Annotated in this window: 16 protein-coding genes; 8 read left to right on the forward strand and 8 right to left on the reverse strand. The window is 60.7% G+C overall.

Annotation, left to right across the window (positions count from 1 at the left end; all coding sequences use genetic code 11):
* Positions 1-43 precede the first annotated feature (43 nt).
* The 3 genes from ACIOVB_RS08525 to ACIOVB_RS08535 are packed head-to-tail and all read left to right on the forward strand — an operon-like array spanning position 44 to position 1,807.
* Positions 44-667, forward strand: coding sequence for an FMN-binding negative transcriptional regulator (locus ACIOVB_RS08525; protein ID WP_401266656.1), 624 nt, complete (start codon positions 44-46; stop codon positions 665-667).
* Between the two features lie 9 nt (positions 668-676).
* Complete coding sequence (locus ACIOVB_RS08530) at positions 677-1,123, forward strand: GNAT family N-acetyltransferase (protein WP_401266659.1); 447 nt, start codon at positions 677-679, stop codon at positions 1,121-1,123.
* A gap of 12 nt (positions 1,124-1,135) precedes the next feature.
* Positions 1,136-1,807 (forward strand): GNAT family N-acetyltransferase, encoded by a 672-nt coding sequence (locus ACIOVB_RS08535; RefSeq protein ID WP_401266661.1) that lies wholly within the window; start codon positions 1,136-1,138, stop codon positions 1,805-1,807.
* A 42-nt stretch (positions 1,808-1,849) separates the two neighbouring features.
* Here ACIOVB_RS08535 and ACIOVB_RS08540 read toward each other — a convergent pair whose 3' ends face one another.
* From ACIOVB_RS08540 to ACIOVB_RS08550, 3 genes are all read right to left on the reverse strand, one after another.
* Positions 1,850-2,128: a helix-turn-helix domain-containing protein gene (locus ACIOVB_RS08540; protein ID WP_401266663.1), complete on the reverse strand. Its 279-nt coding sequence runs from the start codon at positions 2,126-2,128 to the stop codon at positions 1,850-1,852.
* A 99-nt stretch (positions 2,129-2,227) separates the two neighbouring features.
* Entirely contained in the window at positions 2,228-2,593 is a 366-nt protein-coding gene (locus tag ACIOVB_RS08545; protein WP_401266666.1) for a DUF6124 family protein, read from the reverse strand.
* A 403-nt stretch (positions 2,594-2,996) separates the two neighbouring features.
* Entirely contained in the window at positions 2,997-3,896 is a 900-nt protein-coding gene (locus ACIOVB_RS08550; RefSeq protein ID WP_401266668.1) for a homocysteine S-methyltransferase family protein, read from the reverse strand.
* Between the two features lie 113 nt (positions 3,897-4,009).
* Here ACIOVB_RS08550 and ACIOVB_RS08555 point away from each other — a divergent pair, with 113 nt between their 5' ends.
* The 4 genes from ACIOVB_RS08555 to ACIOVB_RS08570 all read left to right on the forward strand — a co-directional run bounded on the left by ACIOVB_RS08555 (position 4,010) and on the right by ACIOVB_RS08570 (position 10,407).
* On the forward strand, positions 4,010-4,831 hold the full coding sequence (locus tag ACIOVB_RS08555) for an ABC transporter substrate-binding protein (RefSeq protein ID WP_401266669.1): 822 nt from the start codon (positions 4,010-4,012) through the stop codon (positions 4,829-4,831).
* On the forward strand, positions 4,828-5,664 hold the full coding sequence (locus ACIOVB_RS08560; RefSeq protein WP_401266670.1) for an amino acid ABC transporter permease: 837 nt from the start codon (positions 4,828-4,830) through the stop codon (positions 5,662-5,664). Before ACIOVB_RS08555 ends, ACIOVB_RS08560 begins: the two co-directional genes overlap by 4 nt.
* Before the next feature lie 85 nt (positions 5,665-5,749).
* Positions 5,750-8,707 carry an autotransporter domain-containing protein gene (locus tag ACIOVB_RS08565; protein WP_401266673.1) on the forward strand — a complete coding sequence of 986 codons (2,958 nt, stop codon included), beginning with the start codon at positions 5,750-5,752 and terminating at the stop codon, positions 8,705-8,707.
* Positions 8,708-8,964: 257 nt separating this feature from the next.
* Positions 8,965-10,407: an autotransporter domain-containing protein gene (locus tag ACIOVB_RS08570; protein ID WP_401266790.1), complete on the forward strand. Its 1,443-nt coding sequence runs from the start codon at positions 8,965-8,967 to the stop codon at positions 10,405-10,407.
* A 135-nt stretch (positions 10,408-10,542) separates the two neighbouring features.
* Here the strand turns inward: ACIOVB_RS08570 and oadA are convergent, their stop codons facing one another.
* Together oadA and ACIOVB_RS08580 are read right to left on the reverse strand one after the other, a co-directional pair.
* Positions 10,543-12,351, reverse strand: a complete 1,809-nt coding sequence (gene oadA, locus ACIOVB_RS08575; RefSeq protein WP_401266676.1) for a sodium-extruding oxaloacetate decarboxylase subunit alpha — start codon at positions 12,349-12,351, stop codon at positions 10,543-10,545.
* Between the two features lie 11 nt (positions 12,352-12,362).
* Positions 12,363-13,778, reverse strand: a complete 1,416-nt coding sequence (locus ACIOVB_RS08580) for an acetyl-CoA carboxylase biotin carboxylase subunit (RefSeq protein WP_187677179.1) — start codon at positions 13,776-13,778, stop codon at positions 12,363-12,365.
* Positions 13,779-13,968: 190 nt separating this feature from the next.
* On the opposite strand from ACIOVB_RS08580, the gene ACIOVB_RS08585 reads away from it, so the two are divergent.
* Positions 13,969-14,931, forward strand: coding sequence for a LysR family transcriptional regulator (locus ACIOVB_RS08585; RefSeq protein WP_187677180.1), 963 nt, complete (start codon positions 13,969-13,971; stop codon positions 14,929-14,931).
* On the opposite strand, the gene ACIOVB_RS08590 is transcribed toward ACIOVB_RS08585, so the two are convergent.
* The 3 genes from ACIOVB_RS08590 to ACIOVB_RS08600 all read right to left on the reverse strand — a co-directional run bounded on the left by ACIOVB_RS08590 (position 14,873) and on the right by ACIOVB_RS08600 (position 19,119).
* Positions 14,873-15,076, reverse strand: a complete 204-nt coding sequence (locus ACIOVB_RS08590; RefSeq protein ID WP_187677181.1) for a PA3496 family putative envelope integrity protein — start codon at positions 15,074-15,076, stop codon at positions 14,873-14,875. The two genes, ACIOVB_RS08585 and ACIOVB_RS08590, sit on opposite strands and share 59 nt — an antisense overlap.
* Positions 15,077-15,251: 175 nt before the next feature.
* Positions 15,252-16,118, reverse strand: a complete 867-nt coding sequence (gene hexR, locus ACIOVB_RS08595) for a transcriptional regulator HexR (protein ID WP_007962240.1) — start codon at positions 16,116-16,118, stop codon at positions 15,252-15,254.
* Between the two features lie 127 nt (positions 16,119-16,245).
* Complete coding sequence (locus ACIOVB_RS08600; RefSeq protein ID WP_401266679.1) at positions 16,246-19,119, reverse strand: putative bifunctional diguanylate cyclase/phosphodiesterase; 2,874 nt, start codon at positions 19,117-19,119, stop codon at positions 16,246-16,248.
* Positions 19,120-19,171 lie beyond the last annotated feature (52 nt).

Here is a 19,171-nt window from a genome sequence, read left to right on the forward strand (position 1 = left end):
TAGCCTGCCTACGATGCTGGCATTCGCCAAGGAAAATATCTCCATGTACACGCCACGCGCCTTTGCCATCGACGAGTTGTCGCAGCTCCACGAACTGATCCTCGCCACCCGCCTCGCCATTCTGGTGACCCACGGCGAAACCGGTCTGCAAGCCAGCCATGTGCCGGTGCTGCTGCATTGCGAGCAAGGCGAAAACGGCACGCTCTACGGGCACCTGGCCAAGGCTAATCCGCAGTGGAAAGACTTGCGCGACGGCGCCGAAGCGATGCTGATCTTTGCCGGCCCGGACGCCTACGTCAGCCCGGGCTTTTACCCAAGCAAAGCCGAACACGGCAAAGTGGTGCCAACCTGGAACTACGTCGCCGTCCACGCCTATGGCCACGCCGAAACTTTCAGTGATGGCGGACGCCTGCTCGACATCGTCAGCACCCTCACCGACCGCCATGAAGCCGGCCGCGCGCAACCGTGGAAGGTCGACGACGCCCCCGCTGATTACATCGACGGCATGCTCAAGGCCATCGTCGGTTTCGCCATTCCCATCGACCGTCTCGAAGGCAAACGCAAGCTCAGCCAGAACCGCAGCCCCGAGGACATTGCCGGTGTGCGCGAAGGGCTCGCGGCCAGCCCCGAAGTCAATGATCAAACCCTCGCCCAATTGATGCGTTAAGGAAAACACATGAGTCAGATCGATATCCGCCCAGTTACCGCCGGCGACCACGCCGCCTGGCTGCCGCTGTGGCAGGCTTACCTGGCCTTCTACAAAGGCGAACTGCCGGACGCCGTCACGCACAGCACCTGGCAGCGCTTTCTCGATCCGAGCGAGCCGACTCATGCCGCGCTCGCCTGGGCTGACGGCAAAGCGGTGGGCATGGTGCATTACATCTACCATCGCTCGAACTGGAGCATCGAAAACTCCTGCTACCTGCAAGACTTGCTGGTCGAGGAACACACTCGCGGCAGCGGCGTCGGTCGCCTGCTGATCGAACACGTCTACGCCACGGCCAAGGCCGACGGTTGCTGCAAAGTCCATTGGCTGACCCACGAAACCAATGCCACCGCGATCCAGCTCTACGAGCGCATCGCCGAGCGCCCGGGGTTCATCCAGTTTCGCAAAGCCCTTTAAGGAGAGACGCTCATGACTGCTTCACTTGCCGACTGGAAAGGCGTCCCCGCCCCGACCACCAAACTGCTCGAAGGTCGCTTCATCCGCCTGGAAAGACTCGACCCGGCGCGCCACGCCGACGAGCTGTTCAACGCCCTGCAAGGCGCCGGTGCCGACCCGAAACTCTGGGATTACTTGCCCTACGGCCCGTTCCCGGAGCGCAGCGTGTTCAATGCCTGGCTGAACAATCACGCGGCCAGCAGCGATCCGTATTTCTTCAGCGTCATCGACCGCGCGACAAATCAGGTGCAAGGCATCCTCAGCCTGATGTCGATTGTTCCGGCTCAGGGCCGCATCGAAATCGGCCACGTCACCTTCGGCGCACCGATGCAGCGCTCGCCAAAAAGCACCGAGGCGGTTTATCTACTGGCGAAGTATTCATTTGAGCTCGGCTACCGTCGCCTCGAATGGAAGTGCAACAACGGCAACGCCCGCTCCAAATACGCGGCCGAACGCTTGGGCTTCAGCTTCGAAGGCGTGTTCCGCCAGCACATGGTGGTCAAGGGTCAGAACCGCGACACCGCGTGGTATTCGATTCTGGATGGTGAGTGGCCGGCGATTGCGGCGGGGTTTGAGCGGTGGCTGTCGGATGAAAACCAGACGCCTGATGGGCAGGTGAAGGGGTTGGTCGAGTGCCGTTCTTAACCTTTTAAAAGCAAAAGATCGCAGGCTGCGATCTTTTGATCTTTAACTGATATCTCGCCGAATCCGCACAACGCCCATCTTCATCCCAAACGGACGAAACACGGCGTTCAGCGACTTCAGCGTCTGATTACCTTCACCGTGTTCGATGTGCACCAAGGTACGAACCGAAATTTTGCACATTTTCGCGAATTGGGTCTGATGCAAACCCGTCACTTCCACACGCAAGCGGCGAACGGCTTCACCGATCTCAAGCGTTCCCTGAGCGAGCGCCTCTTTTATGTTTTCAATAAGCACAGTGCGTTCGGCAACGGTCAGGCTCATTTCAGATCCCACTTTCAATCACTTGTCATTCACGCATCAATACCGTTTGTCCCAGCCAATGTGCTGGCAGCACATACGCATGCGCCGCCAGCGCGTTGATCACTCCGTTGGCACTAACCTGTCCAGCACCCGATTGACCGCCAGCTCTGCCAGCATCACCACCTGCGCGATGCCTTGCAGGGTTTTGCGGTGGGTACCTTCAACCTGCGCGATATGGTTGTTGATCATGACGGTGGCCGAGCCAAGGGTTTCACTGGCATCTACCAGCAAGGACTCGTTGTCGGCCTCGGGGCTTGCCATGTAGAGCGTGTTGGGTTTGTAAGGCGCGGCCATGATGTCGGCCGCCGATGGGCCGAGATAGTGGTCGAGGGCGCGCTCGGCGGCTTCGTGGAATTTCTTTGAATCGGGCGATTCGTAGGGGGATGCCGGGTCTGTGACCGGCGGGTTTGGCGTTACTTTGAACATCGGAATGTACCTTTGTAAGGCCGCCCCATCCCGCTGCTAAACGATAGGGTGGCGGCTATGCGCAAGTTAGCAGACCGGTCATTCCGAAACCCGGCGCACCCGAAGGTGCCATGCGCACAGCCACCATCAAGCGCAGGCAAATGCCAGACTGGATGAGACTTGTACGGCCGGAATGAAATGAAGCCGGGCTGCTAAACCCGATCACTGGGAATCAGTGACCCGATCAAGTTACGCAGCCCGCCCAGGGCGCACAAGCCGGCGGATTCTGGTGCATGCGTAGGCAGCGGCGCAAGGTTTTGTAGGTCGCAAGACGTAAAGCCAACAGGCTTTAAACAAGAGCGACGGCAGAGGTTTACTGCACAAGAATAATTGGCGATTTTTCTGTCGTATCAGGCCTCTTCTCTTAACCGAGTTTCTGCGCCAGCACCGCAATATGCTCCGGGCCGATCCCGCAGCAACCGCCCAAATGACTGGCACCACGCTGCTGCCAATCAAGCGCCCAATGCAGATAACCCGGCGGGTCGAGATCTTCGCGCAACGGGTCGAGTCCGTCATTGGCCGTGGCTTCTTTGGGCTGCGGCGGAAACGCATTGGCATACGCGCCGATGTGAATCTTCACCCCCAGACGTTCGAAGGTTTCGCGCGCCGCGTCAATCGCCGCGCCGATCACTTCCGGCTGGCTGCAATTGAAAAGCAGCGTCTCGACGCCCAACTCGGCGGCCACCGCAGCGGCTTCGGCAACCGGTTCGCCGGAGCGCAAGCGCGGCACTTCGTCGGTGTCTTCGTCCTTCAAGGTAAACGACAACCAGAACGGCTTGCCGTCCTGCGGCAGCCCGGCGTGGATGGCCCGCGCCTCGACGATCGAACTCTGGGTTTCCGCCAGCCACAGGTCAACGTGCGGGGTCAGGCCCTTGACCAACGGGTTGAGCAACTCGGTCACACGGGACGCCTCGAACAGATCCGGGCGATAAGAACCGAACAACGGCGGCAAGGAACCGGCCACCCGCACGGCTTTGCCCGAAGCCTCTACCGCACGCCGCGCCAGTTCACCGGCCAACGCCGCCAGCGCCTGCCCTTCAGCGGCGAAGCGCTCTTCGCCGATGTGGAACGGCACCACTGCGTAACTGTTGCTGGTGATCACATTGGCACCGCTGGCGATGTAGGCGGCGTGTACCGCTTGCACTGCTTGCGGCGCTTCGCTCAGCGCCAGGGCTGACCACTCTGGCTGCCGGAATGGCGCACCGGCGCGTTGCAACTCACGGCCCATGCCGCCATCGAGAATAATCGTGTTTGCTGCGCCCATATGCCTTTCACTCATAAGCTTATGAAAATAACTCACTATCAGAGTCGTTCTTATAACTATTTAATACGCACCATTCCGTTAATAACAACCTCTTTTTTAACCAGGGATCGACTGTGAAATTTCAACCGCTACTGGCCCTGGGCCTGACGATTCTGGCCGCCTCCACCCAAGCCTTCGGCGGCGCCACGCTGGATCGCGTCGAGCAGAAAAAAGAGTTGGTCGGCGTACTGATGGAAAGCTACCCGCCCTTCTCGTTTCTCAACGAGCAAAACCAGCTCGACGGCTTCGACGTTGACGTCGCCAAAGCCGTGGCGGACAAACTGGGCGTGAAACTGCGCCTCGAAACACCGTCCTGGGACGTCATTGCCGCCGGGCGCTGGAGCGGGCGCTACGACATCTGCATCTGCTCGATGACCCCGAGCAAGGCCCGCGCCGAGGTGTTCGATTTCCCTGTCGAGTACTACGCTTCGCCAGCCGTGATCGTGGTCAACGCCAAAGACGATCGCATCCACAGTGCCAAGGATCTGAGCGGCAAGAAAGTCGGCCTGACCAGCGCCTCCAGTTACGAAAGTTATTTGAACAAGAATCTGGTCATCGAAGGCGCCGAAGACACGCAGTTGCAGTACCCGTTCGAAGAGGTGCAGATCGCCCCTTATGACACCGACAACGTTGCCTTCCAGGACTTGGGCCTGGGCGCTGGCGTGCGACTGGATGCGATCCTCACCAACCTCGTCACTGCGCAACCCCGCCTGAACGAAGACAAACGCTTCAAACTGGCCGGCGAGGCGCTGTACTCGGAGCCGAACTCGGTGGCCATCGAAAAGGGTGATGCCCAGTGGGATGCGAAAGTGCGCGAGGTGTTTGCGCAGCTCAAGCAGGACGGCACCCTGAGCAAGCTCTCGCAAAAATGGATCGGCGCCGATATCAGTCAATGACTTCTTTTCCGACACCTCCACAGCCACCTCAACCGGTGGCTGAATCACTTCTGCGCCGACTCTTCGGTTTTCGTACGCGGCTGTACCTGACATGGGCGGTGATGCTCTGCCTGTTCGCCGGGTTCTTCCTGAGCTTCGACCTGAAGTTCTCGATCATCCTCGACAAACTGCCCAACCTGGTCGGCCTCAAACTCGCACCCAATGGCTTTCTGCAAGGCGCGGCGCTGACGTTGTTTCTGTGCGTATGCTCGATTGTCGCCTCGTCATTGCTGGGCTTCGTTACCGCTCTGGCGCGACTGTCGAAAAGCGCCGTGGCCTTCGGCATCGCCAGTTTCTACGCCTCGTTCTTTCGCGGCACGCCACTGCTGATCCAGATCCTGCTGATCTACCTCGGCTTGCCGCAACTGGGCATCGTGCCCGGCGCCATCGCTGCCGGGATCATCGCGCTGTCGCTGAACTACGGCGCCTATCTCAGCGAGATTTTCCGCGCCGGCATCCTCGGCGTTCCCTACGGCCAACGCGAAGCGTCGCTGGCGCTGGGCATGCGCGAGAGCGTGATTTTCTGGCGCATCACCCTGCCCCAAGCCATGCGCACCATCATCCCGCCGACCACCAACCAATTCATCTCGATGCTCAAAGACTCGTCGCTGATCTCGGTGATGGGCGTTTGGGAAGTGATGTTTCTGGCGCAGTCGTATGGTCGTTCAAGCTATCGCTACATCGAAATGCTCACGACCGCCGCGATCATTTACTGGGTGATGTCGATCGGGCTGGAGCTGATCCAGGCGCGCATGGAACGGCATTACGGCAAGGCTTACGAGCGCCGAACTTAAGGTGTTCTGCAACACCACAGACATCATTCTGTAAAAACCCACCGCTATACAGGACGGCCCGCTTATAACAAAAGGCCGTCCGTCCATGCCCTTCCCGCCTCAGCGCCTGTCCCTCGCCATCGCTCTGTTGATCGCCACCACGGCCGCTCACGGTAAAACCGTGCAGATCGACACTGCCACCACCGCCTCGCAAACCCTGGGCGGCAGCGACACGCTGACAATTTCGGCGCCGGGCAGCATCACCAACAGTGGCAAGGCCGTCAGCCTGAAGGACAGCACCAGCGGCGCCGGGGTGGTGATCGATAACGCCGGCAAAATCGTTTCAACCGGTGGCCGGGCCATCGACAGCAGCGGCGGCCTGACCCAGGCGCGCAACTACGCCCTCTACAACCGCAGCGGCGGGCAGATTCTCGGCGCCAACGATGCCTTGCGCATCGACAGCAACTTCGTCAGCGGCAGCCTGTTGATTGATAACAGCGGCATCATCCGCTCCACCACCGGCCAAGGGCTGGATCTGGATGCACTGCGCAGCGACGGGGTGAAAACCACGATCATCAACCGCACAGGCGGACTGATTCGCGGCGACGCCAGCGACGGCATGAAGACCGGCGCCAACGCGACGATTACCAACTACGGCGAGATTTCCACCGGTGACTCGAACAACGCCGATCAGAAATTCGACGGCATCGATATCGACACCGCAACCGGTGTCAGCGTGACCAACTACGGCGTCATTTCCGGCGGCCGCCACGGCATCACCACCGACCTCGGCGCAACACTGATCAACTACGGGCAGATCACCGGCCGCAATGGCTCCGGCTTCGGCTCCGATGGCGACGGCACGGTGATCAACCACGGCACCATCACCGGCGCCTATTCCGGGCTGCAACCCAACGGTGACGGCGACGGCGTGGACATCGACAAGATCGCCCACATCGAAAACTACGGCACCATCCAAGGCGTCGGCGCGGGCGGTGTCGACAAGGGTGGTTTTGCCAATGGCAGTGAGGGCATCGCCCTCGGCGGCGGCTACATTCTCAACGCCAGCGGCGCGATGATCAGCGGCGCCACCAGTGCCATTCTGGTGGATGACGGCAGCGGTGGCTCGGGGCTGGCGGCGACCACGCTGGAGAACTTCGGCACCATCCAGGGCCTCGACGGTTTCGGCGTGAAGCTTGTCGGAGAGTTCGCCGACAACGTCATCAACGGCGGCACGATCAGCGGCAGCAATGGCCTGGCGCTGGATCTGGGCGGCGGCGATGACAGCCTGAACTTGCGCAATGGCAGTCGCTTCGTCGGTAGGGTCGATGGCGGTAGCGGGTACGACCGGGTGGTGATGGACGACGCGGCGGGCGGCAGCTTCGGCGAGAGTCGCAACTTTGAATGGCTGGAGGTCAAGCAAGGCGCGTGGACGCTGACCGGTACTGGCGATTTCAGTGATGGCGGTGCGGTGCGTGACAACGCGACGCTGATCAACCAAGGCAGTATCGCAGGCAACCTGACCGTGGATGCCGGCGGTGTATATGCCGGCGGTGGTTCGGTGGGCAGCCTCAACGTCAACGGCACGCTGCGAACCGACACCAGCCTCGGCCGCGCGACCATTGTTCATGACCTGAACATGGGCAGCGCCTCCACCCTCGCCTACGGCGTCAACGCCGACGGCAGCAGCGCGTCAGTGCAGGTCGGCGGCACCGCGAATCTCAACGGCGCGAACCTGGCGGTAAACCCCGGCAGCGGCACTTATCCATGGCAGAGCCATTACACCGTGCTGCAAAGCTCACAGGTCAACGGCACCTTCGGCAACGTCACCAGCGACTACGCGTTTCTCACGCCGACGCTGGCCTATACGCCGACTCAAGTCGATCTGACGTACACCCGCAACGACGTAGCCTTCAATGATTTCGCCGCCACCGGCAACGGCAGCAACGCCGCCAACAGCCTGGCCTCGATGGGCAAGAACAACGCGCTGTACAACGCGTTGCTCAACACCACCCAAAGCACGGCCGGCGCGGCGATCGAGCAACTGGCCGGCGCCAGCAACGCCAACCTCACCAGCGCGACCCTCGGCGCCAGCAGCCAGGTCGGCAGCAGCATGCTCTCGGCGATGCAGCAGATCGGCGGCAGCCCGGGACTGATGGTCGGCCTCGATCAGCGCGATACACCCGTGTTGGCGGCCAACGGCGTGCCATCCGCAGCGCGTAACCTGAATGATCCGAACGCGCGCGGCCGCCTCTGGCTGCAAGGCATCGGTGGCTACGGCAAGCTCGACGGCGAACACGGCAGCAGCGGTCTGGAACAGCGCACCAAGGGCAGCGTACTCGGTGCCGACTGGTCTCTGAATCCGCAATGGCGTCTAGGCGTGCTCGGTGGTTATTCGAAAACCGATCTGGACGCTACCGGCGTCGATGGCAACGTCGAGAGCTGGCATGCCGGCGTATACGCATTGCATCAGAACGGCCCGATCTCTCTGCGCCTCGGCGCGGCGTACAGCGGCCATCAAGGCGAAAGCAAACGCACCATCGCCTTCAACGGTTTCAGCGATCGCCCGAAAGGCGACTACGACGCCGACAGCCAGCAAGCCTTCGCCGAACTCGGCTATGCCATGGGCAGCGGTCGTCTCAGCGCCGAACCGTTCGCCAGCCTCGGCTACCAGCGCTACCACCGCGACAGCTATCGGGAAAAGGGCGGCGCCGCGGCGCTGCAAGTCGACAGCCAGACCCAGGACAACTTCAGCAGCACCTTCGGCCTGCGCCTGGCGCACCTGAGCAGCCTGGACAACGGCATGAGCCTGACCCCGCGCATGGCCGTGGGCTGGAAGCACACCTATGGCGACGTCAGCAGCTCGACGCGTCAGGCCTTCGTGGTCGGCGGCACGGCGTTCAGTGTCGATGGCAGTTCGCTGGATCGGGACAGTCTGGTGCTGGAGGCCGGGCTGGATGTGGGCATTTCGGCGCGGCATACGCTGGGTGTGGGTTACAGCGGTGAAATGGGTAGCGACAGTCGTAACCACGGCTTGATTGGGCAGTGGCAGATGAGTTTTTGATTATTGAATAGCCGGCGGGGGGCTTGATTGCGCGTAGGAAAAAGAGCCGGTGCCGCGGGTTAAAAACACCGGTTCCGGATCTGGTGGAAGATTTCGACACCACGATGCGATGTCGCCTGCAAGGCTGCGGGAAGCAGCCGACATCGGAATTTTCGGTGCCTTCATAGAGTTGGGTCTCCAGTTCAACGAGGCTCAACTCAATGACCATTCACTACACGTTCCGCCCCCACCACCTGGCATTAGCGATTGCGCTGACAATGGGATGGACGGGGGCTTCCTTCGCACAAGAGCCGGACATCCAGGCCATCGAAAATGCTACTGAAGGAAAACTCAAAAAACCAAGGAAACGAACGCCCAAAGCGCCAGTTGATTCAGGCAGTCTCTCCACCCTTGATAAAGGGATTGATCAGAGCCCTGGGCGGCAATCCACTCAACCGCCGGGTCATGTGCCGCCTACGGAGTTGCTGAGCGATACCTCTCCCGACACCAGAGGTGGGCTGGCGCCCGACAGGGACGCGACGGTCGAGCCTTTGGCATCCAGCCCGAATGCTCGGGCGCTCGAACTCAGCATTGAAGAAAACCCCTCTCCACTTGAAAAACCCCAACAACCTGAGGCATCCGAGCAACCGGCGAACGCTATCAGCCCTGCAGCACCGTCGAATAGCGCTGTCTCGGCCCTGCTCAACACCGATGAACAGAAGGCTGGTATGGCCCTCGAACAACTCGCCGCCGGCAGCAACGCCAACCTCGCCAAAGCCACACTGAGCAGCATCACGCCTATAACCGCGAGCATGCTTTCCGCCATGCGCCAATTGGATAGCCGCTCGGGCGCTGCGTCTGGCTCTGGCAGTTCACCTCGACAGGCTGCCGGGAGCGCAGAATCCGGACGCGTCTGGGTTCAGGCGCTGGGCCATGGCGGCAAGGTTGATCGTGAAGCTGACAGCACCCTGAAACACGCCACCCAGGGTCTGGTCGTGGGCGCTGACTGGCGGCTCGATGAGCAATGGCATGTCGGCCTGCTGGGCGGTAAATCCCAGACGAAACTGGATGCCCGCCAGTACGATGGCGACCTCGACAGCTGGCACCTCGGCGCCTACGCCGTACGTCAGGACGGGCCGCTGGCGCTGCGCCTCGGTGCCACCTATGCCAGCCATGACGGCAGCAGCAAACGTCGGGTGGCGTTCAATGGATTCAGCGATCGCCTCAAAGGCAATTACGACGCCAACACCCAGCAAGCCTTTGCCGAACTGGGCTTCAACCTCGGTCGTAACAACGTCACGCTTGAGCCATTCGCCAGCCTTGGCTATCAACGTTATCAACGTGACAGCTACAGCGAAAAAGGCGGCGATGCAGCGCTGAAAGTTTCTGGGCAAACCCGCGATAACCTCAGCAGTACCTTTGGCCTGCGCACGGCAAAACTCAATCGCCTGGATAACGGCATGAGCCTGACACCTCGATTCAGTGCCGGCTGGAAACACACCTTCGGCGAGCTCGACAGCGATACTCGCCAGCAACTGGTCAAGGGTGGCAAGCGCTTCGAAGTGGCCGGTGCCGCGCTGGATCGCAACAGCCTGGGCATCGACGCCGGTCTCGATCTCGGACTGTCGGCCAACCACACATTGGGCGTGGGTGTCACCGGCGAGTACGGTACCGAGAGCCGCAATCAGGGTGTGATGGGCCAGTGGCGAATGGCGTTCTGATGGTCTGAACACTGTCCCTGTGGGCGCGAGCTTGCTCGCTCCCACAGGGGATTTGTGTGAGTCAGTAATTTCAGGCGAAAAAAAGGGGAGCACATGCCCCCCCGAGGTTTAAAGCGTTGGATCGCGGCCGTTATCTCAGCCTTCGATCTCGATCAGGATTTCGCCCGGATTCACCCGGTCGCCCTTGGCGACATGAATGGCGGTGACCTTGCCGGCGATGGCCGCCTGCACTTCGGTTTCCATCTTCATGGCTTCAGTGATCAGCACAGCCTGGCCAGCCTTGACGGTGTCGCCTTCCTTGACCAGCACATCGACGATGTTGCCCGGCATGGTGGTGCTGACGTGGCCCGGTGCAGAGGCCTGCTTGCGCTTGCTGCTGCCACCGCTGACGAATTCGTTGAGCGGTTCGAACACCACTTCTTCCGGCATGCCGTCGATGGACAGGTAGAAGTGACGCTTGCCTTCAGCCTTCACGCCAACACCGGTGATATCAACGCGGTAGGTTTCGCCGTGGACGTCGATGACGAACTCGGTTGGCACACCCTCGCCGCCCGCCGACGCGACGCTGCCCGCCTCTGGAATCGGCAGCAGCACTTCCGGCGTGAGGGTGCCGGCGGCACGCTCTTCAAGGAACTTGCGGCCGATGTCCGGGAACATGGCGAAGGTCAGCACGTCTTCTTCGGACTTGGCCAGAGCACCGATGTCGGCACGCAACTTGGTCATTTCCGGCTTGAGCAGATCGGCCGGGCGCACGTCGATGACTTCTTCGCTGCCGATGGCCTGACGACGCAGCTTCTCGTCGACCACGCCCGGTGCCTTGCCGTAACCACCTTGCAGGTAGAGCTTCACTTCGTTGGTGATGGTCTTGTAGCGCTCGCCGGCCAGGACGTTGAAGAACGCCTGAGTACCAACGATCTGCGAGGTCGGGGTCACCAGCGGCGGGAAACCGAGGTCTTCACGCACACGCGGGATTTCCGCCAGCACTTCGGCCATGCGGTTCAGCGCGCCCTGCTCTTTCAACTGGTTGGCGAGGTTGGAGATCATCCCGCCCGGCACCTGGTTGACTTGCACACGGGTATCGACGGCGGTGAATTCGCTTTCAAACTGGTGGTACTTCTTACGCACGGCGTAGAAGTACAGGCCAATTTCTTGCAGCAGCTCCAGGTTCAGACCGGTGTCGTACTCGGTGCCTTTAAGCGCGGCGACCATCGATTCGGTGCCCGGGTGGCTAGTGCCCGAGGCGAAGCTGGAGATCGCGGTGTCGATGTGGTCGGCGCCGTTTTCGATGGCCTTGAGCTGACACATGGTCGCCAGACCGGCCGTGTCGTGGGAGTGGATGAACACCGGCAGCGACTGCTCGGCTTTCAGCGCCCGGACCAGTTCGCCAGTGGCATACGGGGTCAACAGGCCGGCCATGTCCTTGATCGCCACCGAGTCGCAACCCATGGCTTCCATTTGTTTGGCTTGCGCCACGAAGGCGTCGATGGTGTGCACCGGGCTGGTGGTGTAGGCGATGGTGCCTTGGGCGTGTTTGCCCGCCGCTTTCACCGCTTCGATAGCCACGCGCAGGTTACGCACATCGTTCATGGCGTCGAAGATGCGGAACACGTCGATGCCATTAACGGCGGCTTTAGCGACGAAGGCTCTCACTACGTCGTCGCTGTAGTGGCGGTAGCCCAGCAGGTTCTGCCCGCGCAGGAGCATTTGCAGACGCGTGTTAGGCAGTGCAGCGCGCAGTTGGCGCAGGCGCTCCCACGGGTCTTCCTTGAGAAAACGTACGCAGGCGTCGAACGTCGCGCCGCCCCAGCATTCCAGCGACCAGTAGCCGACTTTGTCGAGCTTGTCGCAGATCGGCAGCATGTCTTCGGTGCGCATGCGGGTGGCGAGCAGCGATTGGTGAGCGTCGCGCAGGATGGTGTCGGTTACAAAAATCTTTTTAGTCATTGTTCTATTCCTCACAGGCCTGCGTGGGCGGCGATGGCGGCGGCGATGGCCAGGGCCAGCTCTTCGGGTTTGCGCTTGATCGAGTAGTTGGTCAGTTCAGGGTGGCTTTCAACGAAGCTTGTATTGAACTGGCCGCTACGGAATTCCGGGTTGCGCAGGATTTCCTGGTAGTAGGCGGCGGTGGTTTTCACACCTTGCAGTCGCATGTCGTCGAGGGCGCGCAGGCCACGATCCATGGCCTCTTCCCAAGTCAGCGCCCAGACCACCAGTTTCAGGCACATCGAGTCGTAGAACGGCGGGATGGTGTAACCGGTGTAGATCGCCGTGTCAGTTCGCACGCCCGGGCCACCGGGGGCGTAGTAACGGGTGATCTTGCCGAAGCTCGGCAGGAAGTTGTTTTTCGGGTCTTCGGCGTTGATGCGGAACTGCAACGCGAAACCACGGTGCTGGATGTCTTCCTGCTTCACCGACAGCGGCAGGCCGGAGGCGATGCGAATCTGTTCGCGGACGATGTCGATCCCGGTGATTTCTTCAGTGATGGTGTGTTCCACCTGCACCCGGGTGTTCATCTCCATGAAGTACACCTCGCCCTCGGCGAGCAGGAACTCCACGGTGCCGGCGTTCTCGTAACCGACAGCCTTGGCCGCACGCACCGACAGGTCGCCGATGTAGGCGCGCTGTTCCGGGGTCAGTTGCGGGCTCGGCGCGATTTCGATCAGCTTCTGGTTGCGACGCTGGATCGAGCAGTCACGCTCAAACAGGTGCACGACGTTGCCAAAGCTGTCGCCGAGGATCTGCGCTTCGATGTGCTTGGGATTGACGATGCATTTTTCGAGGAACACTTCCGCCGAGCCGAAGGCCTTGGTGGCCTCAGAGATAACGCGAGGGAAATTCTGTTCGAGCTCTTCGCGACTGTTGCAGCGACGGATACCGCGACCGCCACCACCGGAAGTGGCCTTGAGCATCACCGGGTAACCGATGCGGTCACCCTCGATCAGCGCTTCTTCGATGCCTGCGACGTTGCCTTCAGTGCCCGGCGTGACCGGCACGCCGGCCTTGATCATGCTGCGGCGCGCTTCGGTCTTGTCGCCCATGCGGCGAATGACTTCTGCCGACGGGCCAATGAATTTGATTCCGCGTTCGGCGCAGATGTCGGCCAGTTCGGCGTTTTCCGAGAGGAAACCGTAACCGGGGTGCAGTGCATCACAGCCGGTTTCCACGGCCAGGTTCACCAGCTTGCGCGGGTTGAGGTAACCGGCCAGTGGCTCGGCACCGATGCTGTGGGCCTCGTCCGCACGCTTCACATGCAACGCATGCCGGTCGGCGTCGGAAAAAATCGCAACCGAGCGAATGCCCATTTCGGCGCAGGCTCGCACGATTCGTACGGCAATCTCACCACGGTTGGCGATCAGGATCTTTGTTATCACTTGGAGGTTCCCTTGAGCCGGTGGCACCACGACCTGCTAGACCCAGGCCGACGCGTGACCAAATGTTTCAATTTAGTCGCGACCCCACACTAGCGCCCACAAGGGATTAACAAAAATGAATAAAAATTGGGTTAGCCATAAGTAAAGACTTATAGTCAGCGCATCATCTAGCGTTCAGAGCTTGTAGAAAATGCGTAAGTCCTTGATGCGTATGACATTGCGTCAGTTGCAGATCTTCAACGAGGTTTGCGATTTACGTTCTTATAGCCGCGCAGCCGATGAAATGTCTCTCACACAACCGGCCGTCAGCCTACAGATTCGTCAGTTGGAAGAGCTGATCGGGCAGCCATTGTTCGATTACGTCGGCAAAAAACTCTACATGACCGAAGCTGCCGAAGCCCTTCAACGTGCCAGTCGAGACATTTTCGGGCGCTTGGAAAACCTCGATATGCAGCTGTCGGACATGCAGGGTTCGTTGCAGGGTCAGCTGAAACTGGCGGTGGAATCGAGCGCCAAGTACTTCGTGCCGCACCTGTTCGCGGCGTTCAAGCGCCAACATCCGGAAGTCAATCTGCAACTGACCGTGGTCAACCGCGGCCAGGTGATCCGGCGTCTCTCGGACAACCGCGACGATCTGGTGATCATGTCGATGGTGCCGCAGGACATGGGCCTGGAATTTCTGCCGTTCTTGAACAACCCCATCGTGGCCACGGCGCGCCCGGATCATCCGTTGGCGCATATGGGGCCGCTGCGCTTGCAGGATCTTGAACCGTATACGTTGCTGATCCGCGAACCCGGTTCAGGCACGCGACTGGCCTGCGAGGAATACTTCAAAGAGAAACGCGTGCACTTCACCCAGACCCAGGAAGTGGCCTCGGCCGAAGCTCAGCGCGAATGCGTGGTGGCGGGTCTGGGCCTGGCGCTGTTGACGCGCCACGCCCTGAACCTGGAGCTGGCGACCGGCGGCCTGGTCGAGTTACCGGTCGAAGAGTTGCCGCTGTTCCGTAGCTGGTGCCTGGTGCAAGCCAAAGCGAAACGACTGTCACCGGTGGCGCACGCCTTCCTGGCGTTTATCCGCAGCGAGCGCGTGCAGATCAGTGCGCTGGTTGAGCGCTTCGACGGGAAGCTGCCGGTGCTGCCTGCCAGTGATTGATCTCGGGAAAATCGCCGATTTCGGCCTGAAGCTGACGGAGTTCGAAGCGATCTTCGATCGCGCGGCGAAACTCCATGCGGCGCTGGTCTTCCTGCTGACGACGGGTTTTCGCGGCGCTGTTGCGTTCTTCGTAAGGCTGAGCCATTTCGAGTCTCCCAAGGCGTTTACGGGAGTTTCACGATAGGCGTGGGGGATGACGATTTGGCGGCGAGGGGATGACAGTCCGATGAAAATTTCCATCGAAAAGCAAAAGATCGCAGCCTTCGGCAGCTCCTACACCGATCTCTGTAGGAGCTGCCGAAGGCTGCGATCTTTTGATCTTAATCGTCGAGAGCCTTCACGGCTTTCGGGGACAGTCGAAGGCTACGCAGACTGCGCTTCACGCTCTTCAGGTGGTTGACCAGGCTCGGACCCCGCGCCATGGCCACGCCCATCGCCAGCACGTCGATCACCACCAGGTGAGCAATGCGCGAAGTCAGCGGCGTATAGATTTCAGTGTCTTCATGCACATCGATCGCCAGGTTGACCGTCGACAGTTCCGCCAACGGCGTCTGGCTCGGGCACAACGTGATCAGCGAAGCGCCGCTCTCACGCACCAGGTTGGCAGTAATCAGCAGATCTTTCGAACGCCCGGACTGGGAAATGCAGATCGCCACGTCGGTCGGTTTAAGCGTCACTGCCGACATCGCCTGCATGTGCGGATCGGAATACGCCGCTGCGGTCAGCAGCAAACGGAAGAACTTGTGCTGGGCATCCGCCGCCACCGCGCCCGACGCGCCGAAGCCGTAGAACTCGACACGCTGCGCCTGGGACATCAGCGTCACCGCGCGCTGCAACTCCACCGGATCGAGCTTCTCGCGAACCTCCATCAGGGTGTGCAACGTAGTGTCGAAAATTTTCAGGCTGTAATCGGCGACCGAGTCGTCTTCATGGATCGCGAACTGGCCAAAACTGGCACCGGCGGCCAGGCTCTGCGCCAGTTTCAGTTTCAGATCCTGAAAACCGGAACAACCGATGGCGCGACAGAAGCGCACGATGGTCGGCTCACTGATGCCGACGCTGTGCGCCAGGTCAGCCATGGAACTGTGCATCACTGCCGCAGGGTCAAGCAGCACGTGGTCGGCGACCTTGAGCTCCGACTTGCGTAACAGGTGACGTGACTGGGCGATGTGTTGCAGCAGATTCAAGGGGCTGGACTCTTGTTATGGTCGGGGATGTAGCAAGCTTGTAGTTATACTACATGAATTGGCTTTTTGCCTGCTCAATGCGTAACTCCATGTCCCCATATCAGGCGCGATGGGGTGCATGTAGCCCTTAAAGCGGATTTCCCTGTTCGCGCAAAAGCCCGGCCAGACCGGCGGCCTCCACCGGTCGACTGATCAGATAGCCCTGCACTTCATCGCATCGCTCTGCGCGCAAAAATTCCAGCTGCTCTTGCCGTTCAACGCCTTCGGCCACCACTTTCAGCGACAGTCCATGGGCCATGGCAATGATCGCGCGGGTGATCGCCGCATCTTCACTGCCCTCGCCCAAACCGCGAATGAACGCCTGATCGATCTTCACGTAATCCACCGGAATCCGCTTGAGATAACTCAGTGACGAATAGCCGGTGCCAAAATCGTCGATGGCAAGCTTCACGCCCAGATCGCGCAGTTGCTGGAAGGTCGCGATGATGTGCTCAACGCTGTCGAGCAACTGGCTTTCGGTCAGTTCCAGCTCAAGGTAGTGCGGCGCCAGGCCGGTTTCCTCCAGCACCTGGCGCACCAGACTGACCAGTTTGCCTTGGCGCAACTGATGCACCGACAGGTTCACCGAAACACGGATCGGCGCCAGCCCCTGACGCTGCCATTCGCATGCCTGCCAGCAGGCCTGACGCAGTACGAATTCGCCGATCGGGCCGATCAGACCGGTTTCCTCGGCCAGCCCGATGAAATCTCCCGGCGGCACTCGGCCCATCGTCGGATGATCCCAGCGCACCAGCGTCTCCGCCGCATTCAGGCGCCCGGTTTCCAGGCACAGCTTCGGCTGATAGAACACCTTCAATTGCTTCTCATCGATGGCTTTGCGCAACTGGTTTTCCAGCTGCAAACGCTCAAGCGTGCTGGCCTGCAAGCTCTCGGTGTAGAACTGGAAGTTGTTGCCGCCCAAGTGTTTGGCATGTTGCATGGCCATGTTCGATTGACTGACCAGCGCGGAAATCTCCCGGGCGTTGTCCGGCAACATGCTGATGCCCATTGAAGCGCTGACCACCAACTCATGCCCTTCGACCGTCAGCGGCAGCCGCAGCTTGGTCGACAGTCGTGTGGCGACGCGCGCCAGACTCGACAGGTTGCCGTAAGCATCGAACAACACCGCAAATTCATCACCGGACAGCCGGGCGATGGTGTCGGCTTCCGGTAAGGCGTTGACCAGCCGTCGGGCCATTTTCTGCAACAACTGGTCTGCGACTTCATGGCCGAGGCTGTCGTTAAGCAGTTTGAAGCGGTCGAGATTGATGTGCAGCAATGCCAGACTGCGCCGCCCGCCCTGCCGCACCCGTTGATGCGCCTCGTGCAGGCGTTCGCGGAACAGTGAGCGGTTCGCCAGCCCGGTCAGTTCGTCGTAATGGGTCAGATAGCGCATGCGCTCTTCGGATTCGCGTCGCGCCGACAGATCGGCGAAGAAGCCGACGATATGGCTAACATTTCCCCGACTATCGCGCACCGCGTTGAGTTGCAGCCACTGCGGATACAGCTCACCGTTCTTGCGGGTTTCCACCAGTTCGCCCTGCCAACTGCCGTGCTGCTCCAGCGCATGGCGGATCGCGACGTAATGGCGGCGGGCATCGCGACTGCACGGCAGTTCGACGACGTTGCGCCCGAGCATGTCGTCGATGTCATAACCCGTCACGCGGCTGAAGGCCTGGTTGATCGCGATCAATGCGTAGTTCGGGTCGAGAATCACGATGCCTTCGCTGGCAGCTTCAAACACCGTTGCCGCCAATCGCTGCTGCTCTTCCAGATGCTTGCTGGCGCTGATGTCGCGCCGCGTGCCGAGCATGCGGATCACTCGCCCGCTGTCGCTGCGCTCCACGGCGCGGCCACGGTCTTCGATCCACACCCAATGACCATCGCCGTGGCGCACGCGGTATTCGATCTGATAGTCCTCGGTGCGGCCCTTCAAATGCTCTATCAGCGCGTGCTTGAGCGACGGCAGGTCTTCCGGGTGCAGCCGCGGCTTGAGGTCGCGCAGGATCGCCGTGACGTATCCCGGGGCAAGGCCGACCAACTCCTGAATCTGCGTGTGATGGACTTCGTCGGTTTGCAGGTTCCAGTCCCACAGGCCCAATTCACTGGCCTTCAACGCCAGCGCCAGACGCGCCTCGCTTTTGCTCAAGGCCTGATTGGCCGCGTCCAGCTCGCGGCTGCGCAGGGCAACGCGGTCTTCCAGCTCAACCTGGGCTTCGCGCAATTTGCCCTCGGCACAGCGACGGTGTTCGATTTCCTTGGCCAGTTCCTGATTGAGCTGCTCGCTGCGAGCTTGCGTCTGTTGCAGGTGTTCGATCAGGTGCTGATTCTGAAAGCGCCGTAACAAGCCACGATCAATCAGCCGATTGACCTGCCACGCCACCACACTCAGCGAGCCCAACAGGATCAACCCGAGCCAGCCCCAGCCCCGCGCCATGTCATCACCGCCCCAGAACAGAAAGCCAATCGCCGGCAGCAGGCACGGTAAGGTAAAGGACAGAAACGCCGGCAGGCTCACCGCATAGGCGACGCTGGCCGACAGGGTCGCCGCGCCGATCAGGCCGAACACCCAGGCCTGCTGCATAAAGTTGTCGGCGGGCACGAGGGCGATGCCGGCTCCTGCCAGGGTCAACCCGGTCATGGTCGAACCGATCAGAAACATGCGGAACCAGATCGGCTGGGCCTGACGATCAGGGATCGCCGAATCGAACGCCGCGACCTGAATCACCCGCAGCGCCACCAGCGACAACAGCCACACCAGCCAGACGCTGACCACGAAGTAGCGCTGCGGGCTCCAGAGCAAACCGGCGCAGACCAGACCATTGATCAACATGAAAAGGGTGGGCAACAAGGAGCCCTGATACAGCAGGCGCGTGCGCTCGACTGCCATTTCGACGGCATAGTGCTTGCGGATAACCCGGGGTTCCACAGAGGGGCCCGACAGTTCGGCGCTGAGGGTCATGGGCAACGTTCTTGTTCTTATAAGGGGGCGTGCGCCCGAAACGTGAACGGAG

Source organism: Pseudomonas sp. NPDC087639 (assembly GCF_044743385.1).
Taxonomy (GTDB): domain Bacteria; phylum Pseudomonadota; class Gammaproteobacteria; order Pseudomonadales; family Pseudomonadaceae; genus Aquipseudomonas.

Excerpts from the sequence above, each read along its gene's own strand:
- ACIOVB_RS08525 (WP_401266656.1), top strand. The coding sequence starts at position 44 with ATGTACACGCCACGCGCCTTTGCCATCGACGAGTTGTCGCAGCTCCAC.
- ACIOVB_RS08530 (WP_401266659.1), top strand. The coding sequence starts at position 677 with ATGAGTCAGATCGATATCCGCCCAGTTACCGCCGGCGACCACGCCGCC.
- ACIOVB_RS08535 (WP_401266661.1), top strand. The coding sequence starts at position 1,136 with ATGACTGCTTCACTTGCCGACTGGAAAGGCGTCCCCGCCCCGACCACC.
- ACIOVB_RS08540 (WP_401266663.1), bottom strand. The coding sequence starts at position 2,128 with ATGAGCCTGACCGTTGCCGAACGCACTGTGCTTATTGAAAACATAAAA.
- ACIOVB_RS08545 (WP_401266666.1), bottom strand. The coding sequence starts at position 2,593 with ATGTTCAAAGTAACGCCAAACCCGCCGGTCACAGACCCGGCATCCCCC.
- ACIOVB_RS08550 (WP_401266668.1), bottom strand. The coding sequence starts at position 3,896 with ATGGGCGCAGCAAACACGATTATTCTCGATGGCGGCATGGGCCGTGAG.
- ACIOVB_RS08560 (WP_401266670.1), top strand. The coding sequence starts at position 4,828 with ATGACTTCTTTTCCGACACCTCCACAGCCACCTCAACCGGTGGCTGAA.
- ACIOVB_RS08565 (WP_401266673.1), top strand. The coding sequence starts at position 5,750 with ATGCCCTTCCCGCCTCAGCGCCTGTCCCTCGCCATCGCTCTGTTGATC.
- ACIOVB_RS08570 (WP_401266790.1), top strand. The coding sequence starts at position 8,965 with ATGGGATGGACGGGGGCTTCCTTCGCACAAGAGCCGGACATCCAGGCC.
- oadA (WP_401266676.1), bottom strand. The coding sequence starts at position 12,351 with ATGACTAAAAAGATTTTTGTAACCGACACCATCCTGCGCGACGCTCAC.
- ACIOVB_RS08585 (WP_187677180.1), top strand. The coding sequence starts at position 13,969 with ATGCGTAAGTCCTTGATGCGTATGACATTGCGTCAGTTGCAGATCTTC.
- ACIOVB_RS08590 (WP_187677181.1), bottom strand. The coding sequence starts at position 15,076 with ATGGCTCAGCCTTACGAAGAACGCAACAGCGCCGCGAAAACCCGTCGT.
- ACIOVB_RS08600 (WP_401266679.1), bottom strand. The coding sequence starts at position 19,119 with ATGACCCTCAGCGCCGAACTGTCGGGCCCCTCTGTGGAACCCCGGGTT.